Source organism: Sulfurovum sp. UBA12169 (genome assembly GCA_002742845.1).
Taxonomy (GTDB): domain Bacteria; phylum Campylobacterota; class Campylobacteria; order Campylobacterales; family Sulfurovaceae; genus Sulfurovum.
This window is the reverse complement of the sequence record DLUH01000005.1, coordinates 492,023-505,685: the sequence shown is the minus strand read 5'-3', so window position 1 is coordinate 505,685 and position 13,663 is coordinate 492,023. Positions and strand designations below refer to the sequence as shown.

Annotated in this window: 11 protein-coding genes and 1 tRNA gene; 5 read left to right on the top strand and 7 right to left on the bottom strand. The window is 41.8% G+C overall.

Annotated features, from left to right (window positions below; all coding sequences use genetic code 11):
• Positions 1 to 287: 287 nt before the first annotated feature.
• The gene (locus tag CFH81_07580) at positions 288 to 2,030 is read right to left on the bottom strand and encodes a hypothetical protein (protein DAB40450.1); all 1,743 of its coding nucleotides are present in this window, start codon (positions 2,028 to 2,030) and stop codon (positions 288 to 290) included.
• A gap of 188 nt (positions 2,031 to 2,218) precedes the next feature.
• On the opposite strand from CFH81_07580, the gene CFH81_07575 reads away from it, so the two are divergent.
• On the top strand, positions 2,219 to 5,173 hold the full coding sequence (locus CFH81_07575; protein ID DAB40064.1) for a hypothetical protein: 2,955 nt from the start codon (positions 2,219 to 2,221) through the stop codon (positions 5,171 to 5,173).
• Positions 5,174 to 5,368: 195 nt separating this feature from the next.
• Here CFH81_07575 and CFH81_07570 read toward each other — a convergent pair whose 3' ends face one another.
• From CFH81_07570 to dnaG, 6 genes are all read right to left on the bottom strand, one after another.
• Positions 5,369 to 5,974 (bottom strand): hypothetical protein, encoded by a 606-nt coding sequence (locus CFH81_07570; protein DAB40063.1) that lies wholly within the window; start codon positions 5,972 to 5,974, stop codon positions 5,369 to 5,371.
• 598 nt (positions 5,975 to 6,572) lie between these two features.
• Complete coding sequence (locus CFH81_07565) at positions 6,573 to 6,995, bottom strand: hypothetical protein (GenBank protein ID DAB40062.1); 423 nt, start codon at positions 6,993 to 6,995, stop codon at positions 6,573 to 6,575.
• A gap of 251 nt (positions 6,996 to 7,246) precedes the next feature.
• Positions 7,247 to 7,322: transfer RNA gene (locus CFH81_07560), tRNA-Ala, on the bottom strand.
• A 63-nt stretch (positions 7,323 to 7,385) separates the two neighbouring features.
• A complete protein-coding gene (locus tag CFH81_07555) occupies positions 7,386 to 7,667 on the bottom strand; it encodes a peptidylprolyl isomerase (protein ID DAB40061.1) in 282 nt (93 codons plus the stop codon).
• 36 nt (positions 7,668 to 7,703) lie between these two features.
• The gene (locus tag CFH81_07550) at positions 7,704 to 8,693 is read right to left on the bottom strand and encodes an ATP-binding protein (protein DAB40060.1); all 990 of its coding nucleotides are present in this window, start codon (positions 8,691 to 8,693) and stop codon (positions 7,704 to 7,706) included.
• Positions 8,671 to 10,332, bottom strand: a complete 1,662-nt coding sequence (gene dnaG / locus CFH81_07545; GenBank protein ID DAB40059.1) for a DNA primase — start codon at positions 10,330 to 10,332, stop codon at positions 8,671 to 8,673. The genes CFH81_07550 and dnaG overlap by 23 nt, the downstream gene beginning before the upstream one ends.
• 82 nt (positions 10,333 to 10,414) lie before the next feature.
• On the opposite strand from dnaG, the gene CFH81_07540 reads away from it, so the two are divergent.
• From CFH81_07540 to CFH81_07525, 4 genes are read left to right on the top strand one after another with little or no spacing between them, the layout of a single operon-like run.
• Positions 10,415 to 11,458 carry a hypothetical protein gene (locus tag CFH81_07540; GenBank protein ID DAB40058.1) on the top strand — a complete coding sequence of 348 codons (1,044 nt, stop codon included), beginning with the start codon at positions 10,415 to 10,417 and terminating at the stop codon, positions 11,456 to 11,458.
• Entirely contained in the window at positions 11,418 to 11,870 is a 453-nt protein-coding gene (locus CFH81_07535; GenBank protein ID DAB40057.1) for a ribonuclease HI, read from the top strand. Before CFH81_07540 ends, CFH81_07535 begins: the two co-directional genes overlap by 41 nt.
• Positions 11,867 to 12,538: a ribonuclease III gene (locus CFH81_07530; GenBank protein ID DAB40056.1), complete on the top strand. Its 672-nt coding sequence runs from the start codon at positions 11,867 to 11,869 to the stop codon at positions 12,536 to 12,538. Before CFH81_07535 ends, CFH81_07530 begins: the two co-directional genes overlap by 4 nt.
• Entirely contained in the window at positions 12,535 to 13,614 is a 1,080-nt protein-coding gene (locus tag CFH81_07525; GenBank protein ID DAB40055.1) for a chorismate synthase, read from the top strand. The genes CFH81_07530 and CFH81_07525 overlap by 4 nt, the downstream gene beginning before the upstream one ends.
• The last annotated feature ends 49 nt before the right edge of the window (positions 13,615 to 13,663 follow it).

Below are 13,663 nucleotides of genomic sequence, written 5' to 3'. Positions count from 1 at the left end.
TTATAACAAAAAAACCAAAAACAGACTTCTTATAATCCAAAGCTTATTGGTTCAAATCTATCACCGAACAAAGAAAATTATCCCTGAAATATAATGGAATAATGGGTGTGAGATGATGCCGATATTCCTTTTGTCAAGCATAGAGCAAAATCTTTAAAAAGCAACAAAATAAAAAATGTGAAAGAAATTGCAGTGCAGTACATCAGGTCTTGCTTGCCGCACTTACTGCATTTGCCCCCAATGATTATAAGCTACAAATTGAAATGAGGGGAAAGTGCCCCTCTCGATTATTTAAACTTGATCGGCCCTAAAACTCCCACCGTTGATTGCCCCGTCTCGGCGGCATCTGCGTCTGGATGCTGAGTGACAGCCGTCATATAACCCCAGCCGTTTACATTTGTATACCAAAACGGCGATGTAGTTTCAGCACCTCTTGAAGTCGCAATAACCCTATCAAGCTGTTTTGTTTGGGTATTAAAAGCCCAGATAATATTGTTTTCATGACTGCTTGTATCTTCGCCGATCATCAAAATATCAGTTCCGGGCAACATTGTTACGTTGTCCGGATTTGAAATTTTATCGAGGTGGCATTTATTGCCGTTGGCATCTGTTTCTATCGTTTCACCCAAAACAACCGCTTGCATATCAGTAGTAATCATAGATTCGTTAACACTAAACTCATAAACCGCTCCGCAAACATTTTTTGAGAGTTTAATATGGTTTGGGCCGCCAATGTCATATTTGCCGGTCCCATTGTCAAGCATCCCTTTATCAATTTCGCTCATAGCTACATAAAGCTTTTTACGCACCGGATCATAAGAAATGCCTTCCTCTTTTCTAAGCTCCGTCGTAGCCCCTTTCATCGCCGCATATCTTCTGGTTTCAAGGGCGGCAACAGTACTTTCGCTTATGCCTGCTTTTACCTTCAAACACTCATGTCCCCAAGAGGTATTGACAGAGGTATAACCCTCGGCACAAACACCATCAACCGGATCGACTGCATCAAAAAGATTCGAAAATTTCGGCATTTTTGTAACCTCAGCCCTAACTGCAGAATCATTTAAATGGGCAAGCTCGATCCATTCAACCGTAAAAGTTCCGCCATTTTCAGTGCTTGTTTGGATGAATTTTGCAGCATATAAAGTTCCGGCACTTAAATCCTCTTCCTTGTCGGCCTTAAACATAAAAAGACCTACGTTGGTGCCGTCATCCGACATATATACGGTTTTTTTATCGGGCATTACAAACGAAAGCTCATGAGAAAAACGCCCCATTGCATAATGTTTTGCATAAACTGCTTTACCGTCGGCTCCGATTTTCACCTCCGGGCTCCAGCCGTAAAAATAAGGACTTAATTTTGTTGCATCTCCGCCAAAAAATTTAGCCGTTTCATCGTAATAAATATCTCCGGTTTTGCCGTCGGCTCCGGCAGTCTCTTCCACCATTCTGGCGTCCGTTTCGTACTCTTCTGATCCAAGGTGCGAATTCCATGGGGTTGCCTGTCCGGCACAGTGGACAAATCCGCCAAATTCATCTTTTTGGCTGACAAATTCAAGCGTTCCCGGTTTTGCACTTAACGCTCCGGTTGTCGTGTCCTGGTTAAGCTCAAATTTATACATGGCACCGATTTGACACTCAAACTGGCTTACCATGTAAAGTTTGCCGTTTTTTTGCAAAATCGATGAAAAATCAAGCCCCGATCCCACCCCGTCGTTTGTTCCGTTGCAAATATACGGACTTCCGTCAGCAAAAGTTATAGGCTGATCATTTTGATCTTTTGCTTGGCCAAAAATTTCGCCGTTATCGGCTGTGTCTGTTGCCATAATGACCGAAAAATCGATAGGTTTTACCGTGCCGTTAATCGTTACCGTTTCCGAATGCTGCAAAGTTAGTTTTTGAGCGTCGGTTGTAGGGGTTGGGATCGATGTAAAAGAAACCGTATTTGTTCCTGAAATCGTCTCTTGCGGATTTGTGGCAGTGGCTACTGTAACCGAATCATCGCTTCCTGTATCTCCGCATCCGCTTAACATGGCAGCTATTGAAGCTGCCGCAATTATAGATATATGTTTTCTCACATGAACTCCTTTTTTTAGATAAATTTCCTCAAAAATTTACAAATAAAAAATTACTTTTTGACTACAATTTCAAGCAGCAAATGTTTTAATTTCGTAATCTTTTTTGAATATTATGGCAATTAATAACATTTATAAGGTAAATTATGAAAAGAAATAATTTTATTATTTTGCCGGCTTTGCTTGGGATAGGAACGCTATTTGCCGCCATCGGATGCGGCAGCGAAGGTTCGGACACAAATTCTTTAGAGCTAACCGATCAATACTCCTTCAAAAGTAGCGGTTCATATCAAACCGGCGAACGCCAATTCTTAGATCTAACCAGCCGCACGATAGTCGAAAACGAAGCAGCTTATATCCCCTCCCAATGCTACACCAAAAAAGAGGATGAAAAAGGAAACATCCTAAACCCATGCTATAGCTGTCACACAAAAGGAATAGAGCCAAACTACCTTAACGACGACGATTTGCAGACAAGCTACGAATTTCCGGAATATGCCCTCAAAAACAGGTGGTCAAATCTTTTCAAAGACAAAAGCACTTTAATTTCACAAATAAACGATGATGAAATTCTTTCATACGTTAGAACAAACAATTATTTAAAAGAAGACGGTTCGATCGAACTTGCCCAAATACTCCAAAATCCCCCTGCGCAATGGGATTACAATCAGGACGGTAAATGGGGAGGCTATACGCCCGATTGTTATTTCAATTTCGATAACGAAGGGTTTGACAGAAAATACGACGGCGGCTATACGGGATGGAGAGCGTTTGCGTATTATCCTTTTTTGGGAACTTTTTGGCCTACAAACGGATCGACGGATGATGTTTTGATACGGCTTGGTGAAATTTTTATGCAAAACAATCGAGGGGAGCTTGATATAAATATCTACAAAATCAACCTGGCAATCATTGAAGCCCTTATAAAAAGAAAAGATATCCCAATCGATGAAATAGACGAAAATCTTTATGGTGTCGACCTTAACCAAAACGGCAGACTCGACAAAAGCAACAAAATCGTTTACAAATGGGTCACACCAAAATATGACGGTTCGAAATATTACGATTTTTCAATGTCGTACGTCGGAAAAGCAAAAACAGAACTTGAAAAAAACGCAATCCACATAGCGCCGGGGCTTTATCCTGAAAATACCGAGTTTTTGCATACTGTGCGATATGTTGATTTTGACGATCAAAACAAAACCAAACTCTCCCCCCGGCTAAAAGAGTTGCGATACGGCAAAAAAACATATTGGAGCACATATCCGCAACTTTTCAACTCAGTAATGGCCGAAGAAAAAGAAAAGGCCGATTTTCCTGAAAGGCTCAAAAAAGTCGAAGGGAACAGCGAAGATGGTCTCATGGGCGGTCTTGGATGGACATATCAGGGATTTATCGAAGATGAAAAAGGCTTTTTAAGGCCACAAACTTATGAAGAGACTCTATCTTGTATCGGCTGCCATACGGGGATCGGAGCCACAGATGACGGAACTTTTGCATTCAAGCGCAAATTTGACGATAAAGCTTTCCAAAAAGGGTGGAGCCACTGGAGCCAAAAAGGACTTGAGGGAATCGCCGAAAGAGTGATGGAAGACGGCTCGTATGAATTTAGCGTTTATCTTGACACAACCGGCGGGGCTGATGAATTTAGAGAAAACAAAGAGGCTTACGAAAAGTTTTTTAATGAAGAGGGTATTTTGAAAGCCGACGAGATAAAAACCCTTCACGCCGATATTTCGCACCTATTGTATCCGTCTGTGCAGAGGGCATTGGTTCTAAATAAAGCTTATAAAACAATCGTGGGGGAGCAAAGTTTTATTTACGGCAGAGATACTGTTTTGGAGCCGGTAAAAAATGTTTATGACGAAATCACCGACGAAATTTTGGCAAAAAATTTTAGTAGCTACGGCTCAAAGAGCGATAAATGGTATGCTGATATTTCACACGAACTCTATGAATGGAATGAGGGCGACATCAATGCCTCAAGATCAGTCTTAATAGAAGAATCAAACCTCCCTTCAGCCCCAATCCACTCCCATAGGGTGAGCGATTTGCTCCTTGTGACGGAGAGCGATTATTCGCGCATAGCGATCATCGACGGCGATACGCTAAGCATCGCCGGAAGGTTTGAATCCGGATACAGGGCACACGGCTACACTTTCAGCCCCGACGGAAGATTTGCCTACAACCTTGGAAGAGACGGCTGGCTTTACAGATATGACCTGTATTCGCTCAAAGCTACTACCAAAACAAGAGTCGGGATTGATGCAAGGGGGATTGCGATTTCAAATGACGGCAAATATTTGATTGCAGGACTTTATGTTCCAAAGGGGGCGGTCATCCTTGATGCGAAAACACTTGAATTTATAAAATTTATAAATTCAAGTGATATACATTCGAGAGTTTGCTCGGTCAACGATACAGAGGGATTTTTCTTTTTGGCGATGAAAGAGGGCGGAGAGGTTTGGAAAATAGATTATAACGATCCCTCTTTTGCAATCACGAAAGCAACCGACGTGGGAGAGATGCTCCACGATGGATATTTTTCAAACGATAATTCCACCTATTTTGTAGCCTCTTACGATCATTTAGCCGCCATAGATACAAACACGATGCAAATCAAAGCAAAACTACAAACAGGGCTTATGCCTCACCCTGGATCCGCAGCAACATGGGAGGTTGATGGGAAAAAATATACTTCGATCGTCCATATGGGCGAGGGCAAAAATACGATCTTCGCTCCGGACACCCTCGAAATTTTAGGAAGCGTGAGCGCAAGTGCCGGCGGAATGCATCCAAGGACTACGGCGCTGATGAAGTATGTTTGGTTTGACACAATGTTTGGGCCTTCAAAAAATGAGATCACAGTTCATGAAAAAACTACGCCGTTTAACGTACTCAAGAGAATAACAGACGGAACATATACCCTGCACCCCGAACCCGACGCCGACGGGGATTATGTTTTTGTGAGCGATTGGGACGACGACAAGATCAGAGTTTACGACGACGAAACTCTGGAACTTGTCAAAACGATAGACAATATCATGACGCCGACAGGGATTTTTTCAACAAGCAGAATAAACGAAAATTTGGGGCATTAAAAGAAAGCAGAAGTGACCATATCTATCCGCGGTCATAGATTTATTCGTTCGCACGCTTTAAAGCCGCCAAAAAATAGAAGCCTTAATCCCCTCTGCTCCCGCCATCAATCTTTTTAAAAGTACAAAAAACATCTAAAATACGGACTTCCGGAAGTTTAAATTTCGATTGTGATAGAATTGTGCGCAAACAATTTTCTAGTTGTCCTTTTTAATCTCCAGATCGATAATCTGCAAAGACTCCATACTTTGAATACGTAAAAAAATATTGGCGGGCTTGTCTATCGTAAACTGAAGCGTCTTTTCTTTTTCATCAGGACAAACCGATACATAAAGATAATGCTCAAAATCATCTGAAAGGACTTCAACCTTGAAGAGAATCTTATCTTTTATCTTGATCTCGACGTGATATTTGCCCTCTTTCAGAATGCCCAGAGGAATAAAATAACCTTTGGCCGAAGACAGGGCAAAAGACGCAAGGTTCTTTGAATCCCACTTCCTGTTATCCGGCATCCACAATGCGCACTCTGTTTTCATGTGATTTAAAAGGTTAAAAAGCTCTTCTGTCTCCTCTTTGGAAATGTTTGCATCTTCTGCATAGCGTTTTATATGCCTGACCACTGTGCTGCTCCCCGTGTCGTAACTGAGTCTCCCGCTGCATTGGCCCTCATGACACCTTGCACAGAGTGTATTAAAAATAACCGCTGTTTTTATACTGCTGATTTCTGCTTTCGAAGCCGAGAAGAGAGGTGAAAAAGAAGTGGTAAAGAGTATCAGCAGCCATAAGTATTTTATAGTTTTCATCTTAACATCTGCCTCTTTAAAGATATGTGTATTTCTTAAAACACAGTCATTTCACGATAGTGTCTGAATAATTCTGTAAATTTATCATCGGTTTTTTTAATTTATTTCAAATTCCCCCATATCAACATTATACATACGAATGGACTCATCCGTCAATCTTTCCCAAAAAAACAGGTCTAATCACATATGTAAAAAAATCATTACCATAAAGAAAAAGCTAAACCATAGGCCCAGAAACGTACCGAGACAAGAAACCAGGCGATGCCAATGCTATCATTGCTTCCCTCTCCTAATAATCTTCTGCACTATCAACTGGTTCGGCTCTAATACTTTATCTTATACGAAGATCCTCCTTGATACGCTTTCTGAACAAGGCTGTTTCTTTCGCTTTTGAAGGCATTAAAGGGCTGCTTGGTATTGGGAAGTTCTGGTGGTGCGAAATACAAGTATGCATTCCCTCATTCCCATCGTCTCCGAGATGGGAATGAGGGAAACAAAAAAGAATGCTCGTATCCCTTTATTTACTGGAGATCGAGACTCTCTTTTGGCGTCCACCCTCACCGAAAGTGGATTCTACCAGGAGAGAATTTTTTATATCTTAGTATTCATCGCGCAGAATATTGTGACAACGAAAACATGCATGCTCTATGTAAGTATAAGCCCTTTGAGACTCTTCTCTGCGCACCAAGCCTGACTGGTTGTATTTATTGTCAATGGCATCCAGGATAATTTGAACATTGTGGGCTATAATCTGTGCACTCATAACAGCTTCGCCGGCTTTATGTTTTTTATTTTCCGGAAGCATTTCAGAAAATTTATCTTTATTTCCCAACAATTCTTGCGAATGTTTGGCAAAATTCTTAATGGCACTTTTTACCTTTTCTTTGTCGCTTGTGATAAATCCATTATGCACTTCGCCAAGCTCTGAATTGAGAAGCTGCATATTCGATTTAAGATCATACGCAAAAAGTGATGTGGACAAGAATGCCATGAAACCTATTACTGCTATTTTTCTTAACATGATCTGACTCCTTTTTTTTATTGAAATTCATTTTAGCATAATATTTTTGTTTTAAATATAAATTTATTATATTTTATTAAAAAAATAGATGTATTTACTATGCAATAAAATGATTTAATAAATTTATTAAATTTAATATATATTTTTCATAAGCATAAAACATATACATCAAAACAAGACGAGATTAGAGTTTGCAGTGTAAATAATTTTTATTGTCTTTAAGATTTATTTGGAGAATTAAGATTATTATATGGTGGAGCATAGCGGGCTCGAACCGCTGACCTCTTCGCTGCCAGCGAAGCGCTCTCCCAGCTGAGCTAATGCCCCACAAGTTGGAAGAATAGAATTTTACCACAAGATAGGTAAAAATTACCTATCTTTTTTTACATTTTATGAACGTCTTGTGATTTCTAAAAGATGATAGCCAAACTGTGTCTTTACCGGTCCGTGAACAACTCCGACCTCATCGCTGAAAACCACTTTATCAAATTCAGGAACCATCTGTCCTTGTCTGAAATTTCCAAGCTCCCCGCCTTTAGTTCCCGATGGACAGAGCGAATGGTCTCTTGCGGCCTCTTCAAAACTGATTTCTCCTGCATTGATCTTCTTTTTAAGTTCATTACAGAGGACTTCGTCTTTTACTAAAATATGTCTGGCACTTGCTGTTTTCATACTATTTTCCTTTTTTTGATTTTATCGTTTTGTTTTTTATTTTTTCGCATTAAAAAAGTATCGTTGGGCCTCTTCTTTTTTGGCAAAAGGAGAGACGGTTATCGTCTCGCCGTTTACCTCAACGGCATAACGCTCTTCGGATTTGCTTTTTGCATACGTAATGGCCACTCTGGCGGCCAAAACTCTTTCTTCTTTGCTCGCATCGGCACTTAAAAGCGAAAAAGGTCCGGATATAGGAAGTTTTACACTGACGTACTTATCGCTTTGGATGCGCTCCAATCCTGCGTTGTCCTCTTGGTCTCTTCCTACTGTCAGTTTGGCTCCGTCTGGCAGCCTGAATTGTCTGCCAAATTTCAGGATCTCGATATCTTCAACCTCAAATTCATCATACGCTATAAACTCGCGGATACGCTCAGAGTAGTGAGCTTCTGTGAGCAGGCACCCTCCGCCCGGGCTCTCGTAGTCTTCCCATCCATACGATGCTGCCAGCGCCAGCTGGCGCTCTCTGCTTCTTCCTGAAATATCAAGAAGTTTTTCTCTGTCGACCCACCCTTCAAGTTCGGGCGTTGTCGGCTCCATCAATTTCGCAGACAACGGACGCAGGATAAGTTTCTCCTCTTTATCCTCAGCAATCGTGCTGACTTGCTTGAGCGCGTCATGACGCTGGCTCATCGGACGCTGACCGATAACTTCGCCCGAGAAGATAAATGAAGCGTCCAACTCTTCCATGACGGCTTTGCCTACACGGAACATATAGCCGTGACAATCTATACAGGGATTGAAGTTTTTTCCATAACCGTATTTGGGCGAAAACAATACCTTTTGGATATACTCCTCCCGTACATCGATTGTACGAAAATCAGCTCCTGCCATCTTAGCACGTTCTTTGAGTATCACACCGATATCTTTTGTACCGCCAAATCCTGTCTTGATATGTACCGCGGTCACATCGATACCCTGATCCCTCATCAACTTGATAGCAATCATGCTGTCAAGTCCTCCGCTAAATAGAGATATCGCTCTCATAGGCTACCAGCTCTCCTCGTTTTAATCTGGGTATTATATCGGTTTTTATTTTACGTATCAAAAAACTCTTTTTTGCAAAAGGAATAGTTGCGTCTGCAACGATATGTTTGAGCCTCACATCGTAGTGCTTGATTAAAAAATTGCGCAAAATGTCTTTGAGTTCTGATTCACTCATTACCTGCAAACTCTCATTGATAGAAAGACCCATCAGATAAGGATGTTCCTTTTCTCCCTTAATGAGTGCCCTAAAAAGTTCTGTATATTTTCCAAACATATTCACGTCAACCACATTTAAGACATCATCTATGAGATTCGGTTTTTCCAAAAGCGTTTTGAGAATGCTTAGCTGTGCTACGTCGTCTCTTTTTTGGCTGAAACGCTCTTTTGTTTTAACCGTATTTGCCTGATTGCCAAAATGCACAGGAGCTACGCCCAAAAGTGTGGCTGCCATAGGCATGTAGGCCTCCTTGATGATCTGGCTTAATCCCTCAAGATACTGTTTAACTTCGCTAAAAGCTGCCTCTTTTTCTCTGGGGCTATAGAGATCGTGCCTTTGGATCAATTTTTCCAGCACAAAAGGGATGAGCGGTTTCGCTTCACGAAGAAGCTTGGCGACAGCTTGTGTTTCTCCTTTGGCAATAAGATCTGCGGGATCTTGCTCTCCAGGGAACAGAACAACCCCGCCGTCAAATCCCGCAACACTTAACATTTGCGCTGCCTTCAGTGCCGCTGCCACTCCGGCATTGTCACCGTCGTATGCCAAGATGATTGTAGGATCCCCCTTGCGCAGCAGTGGCAAATGTTCCGCTGTCAACGCAGTACCCATTGTAGCAACAGCCTCATGAAATCCTGCCTGATGGAACATCACCACATCAAGATAGCCTTCGCATACGATCAATTTTTTATGCTTATAGATAGTGTCTTTGGCACGCTCATATCCATAAAGCAGTTTTGACTTATTAAAAAGTTTCGTTTGAGGCGAGTTGATATATTTGGCGGGATGGTTTGTGATGGTTCGCCCTCCAAATCCTACCAATCCCCCGCTAGGCGAATAGATAGGAAAAGTGATACGCTCAACCAGTCTGGCATACATCCTCCCGCCTTCTCCTTTAGCAATGATCCCCGCATCTTCTGCTTTTGGTAACGGCAGAAGACTGCTTTGTAAAAACTGCATCACTTCTGCTCCTCCAGGCGCGTATCCTATCCCAAATGCCTCTATGGAAGCATGGCTTACCCCCCTGCCTAAAAGATACTTTGTCGCTGTAGGATTTCTATCAAGGTTTTTTATATACCATTTTTCCAAAGCTTCAAGCACACGTTTTGTATCGCTATAATCACTGCTTCCCTGCGTGTACGCCAAAGAAAAGCTATACATCGATGCCACTTTCTCAATCGCTTCAGGGTAAGAAAGCTTTTCAAACTCCATCACAAATTTAATACTGTCTCCACCTGCTCCGCACCCAAAACAGTGATAAATCTGCTTGGAAGGACTTACCACAAAAGAGGGTGTTTTTTCTCCGTGAAACGGACAGCATGCCTTGTAATTGGCTCCAGTCTTTTTTAATTCTATATAATGGCCTATCACATCCACGATATCAATGCTGGCTTTTAAAGATTCTATCGAGGTATTATCTATCATTTTAACATTATATCTAATTTGCTATAATCTATTGCCAAACTCTAAAGAGGTTAGGCTATAAAGCTCACCACAAAGGCAACATTTGGAACAGATTTTACCCGCCTATAATGATCCGCTTTTTAGCATCCTTCTTATTGTGGTTGTCAGTCTTATTATTGCAGTTGCCACGTATGGATGGGGACTTTACAGACAACAAAAAGAAGAGGGAAATTTCTTAAAATTTTTAGAAAAATTTGATGGGGCAGAATGTACTCTTGAAACAGCGACCATGCCTTTTGAGCCCCATATGCTAAAGCCTCTTACGCTGCTCGCCAAAGCTTTTGAGAACAGCGGTGAATACCCCAAAGCAATCAGCATCTATTTGTATCTGATGAAAAATGTACCTGAACAGTTCGGTAAACTTGAATTGATGGAAAGGTTGGGGAAAACCTATCTTAATGCAGGTTTTTTGGAGCGGGCAAAATCTATTTATACCGAGATACTCCGTCTCAAGCCCCGCAACTCTAAAGTACTCTATGAGCTTGGCGTGGTTTATGAAATGATGCATGAGTATGATCGTGCAAAAGAGGTGATGGACCCGCTCGAAATGCTCAATGAAGAAACGCATGATCTTAAAAACTATCTTACTTTTTTGGCACTGATTTCAAATAAAAAAATTTCCGCAAAAGAAAAAATAGCTCGTCTTACCGCTCTTCTTGAAGAAAAAAATGTACTCTATAGGGCGGCAATACATGCAATGTTTCAACTCGATACTCAATGCGCATGGAGATACGTCGATACTCGCCGACTAAAGGAGATCATGGACATCCTATGGTTCTTACCCCAGGCTCAACTCGATTTGGATATAATTACATCCCATAAGGCGTTGTCAACACTTTACTATGCGAAAGGATATCTGCAAGATCCCTGCACCCAAAGCGGTATTTTTACGCTTGATTTGCTGGCAACAGCCAAGCAGGGCGGATTTGAAGGTGGAGATTTAAGCTTTACTTATTTGTGCAATAAATGCAAACAAAGCTTTCCGGTATCCTTTAACCGGTGTCCAAACTGTATGGCGATTAATTCTATAAAAGTTGAGGAAAATATTGCAAAAGCAAACCCGCAAACAGATTACTCTCTATTCTGATGGCTCCAGCCTTGGCAATCCCGGTCCGGGCGGCTATGGGGGTATACTGGAGTTTAAAGGCCATCGCAAAGAATACAGTGGAAGCGACGCGCATACAACCAATAACCGTATGGAACTTCAAGGCGTCATTGAAGGACTTAAGCTGCTCAAAGAGCCTTGTGACGTCGAAATCATCTCTGACAGTTCTTACGTCATTAAAGCCATCAATGAATGGCTTCCCGGTTGGGTGAATAGAAATTTCGCAAAAGTTAAAAACGTAGATCTATGGCAGGAATATCTTGATGTTTCCGCTTTGCATACCATAAAAGGAACATGGGTGCGAGGCCATAACGGACATCCTGAAAACGAAAGATGCGATGAACTGGCAAAATATGAAGCGGAAAAAATAAAAAAGAAAGAGGGTTTATCATGAACAACTACAGTCAACTTGAAAAACGGTTGAATTATACATTTAAAAATAAGCAATTGATTATTGAGGCTTTAACCCATAAAAGTTACAAAAAGCCTTACAATAATGAGCGGCTTGAATTTTTGGGAGATGCCGTCCTTGATCTGATCGTAGGTGAGTATCTCTTTAGTAAATTTCCAAATTCTAATGAAGGTTTTTTGTCGAAAATACGGGCATCACTTGTCAACGAAAGCGGCTTTACGCTACTGGCAAAAGCGATCAATTTAGGCAACTACATTTTTCTTTCTCCGGCTGAGGAAAATAACAACGGACGAAAAAAGCCTTCTTTGCTTTCCAACGCTTTTGAAGCCATCATTGGGGCGATTTACCTTGAGGGCGGTCTGCAGGCTGCAAGAGAAATTGCAGTTGCCTTACTCGAAGAAAATTATCCTCAAATCGATTTGCAATCGCTTTCAAAAGATTACAAAACTGCTTTACAGGAATTGACACAGGCGACACATGGGGTGACCCCTTCTTATGAGTTGTTGAGCTCTTTTGGCCCCGATCATAAAAAAGAATTTGAAATTGCAGTTATTTTAGACAATACCACCATTGCAACGGCAAAAGGAAAAAGCAAAAAAGAGGCGCAACAAAGAGCAGCACAGATCGCACTGGAGGCATTAAAGATATGAATACTTTTGGCAAAAAACTCACGCTTACCACTTTTGGAGAATCTCACGGAAAAGCAATTGGCTGCATCCTTGACGGTTTGCCTGCCGGTTTGCCCATAGATGAGGAATTTATCCAGTCTGAACTTGATCGCAGAAAGCCGGGCAAAAGCCCTCTTGAAACAGGAAGGAAAGAAGAAGACAAAGTAGAGATACTCTCCGGTGTCTTTGAAGGGTTAAGCACGGGCACACCTATTGCAATGGTCATCTATAATGCCAATCAAAAGTCCAAAGATTATGACAATATCAAAGATCTTTTTCGGCCCGGGCATGCAGATTTTACCTACTTTCACAAATACGGATTAAGGGATCATAGAGGCGGAGGCCGCAGCTCGGCCAGAGAGACTGCCGCAAGAGTCGCAGGCGGAGCGATAGCCAAACTGATGCTGCGGGAACTTGGTATCATCATACAAAGCGGGCTTTGTGAAGTGGACGGCATCAAAAGCCATGTGCAGGATTTTGCCCATGCAAAAACCAGCAAACTCTACGCCCTTGATCCCGTTATGGAAAAAGCGCAGGAGGCAGCCATTCTTAATGCCAAAAATAACCATGACTCCGTAGGAGGCGTTGTGCTGACCACAGCCACAGGCGTTCCTGTGGGACTAGGTGAACCCCTTTATTACAAACTTGATGCGGCGCTAGCTGAAGCAATGATGGGTATCAATGCTGCCAAAGCTGTAGAGATCGGCGAGGGCATCGCCAGCACCCACCTCAAAGGCAGCCAAAATAATGACGAAATTACTTTGAACGGATTTAAAAGCAATCATGCCGGTGGCATACTCGGAGGCATCAGCAATGGCGATACCGTTATCGTTAAAACACACTTTAAACCCACCCCGTCCATCTTTAAACCGCAGCAAACCATTACAACGCAGAACAATGAGGTTATATGCGAACTCAAAGGCCGTCATGACCCCTGCGTGGCAATCCGAGGTGCCGTTGTCTGTGAAACAATGATGGCACTGGTGCTTGCCGATATGGTGCTTCTTAATATGGGTAAAAAAATGGAACATCTCAAAGCGCTTTATAGCAAAAAATAAAGAAAATATTTATCTCTCATCTGAGCTTTGTATGTTTTTTTATGCAAGA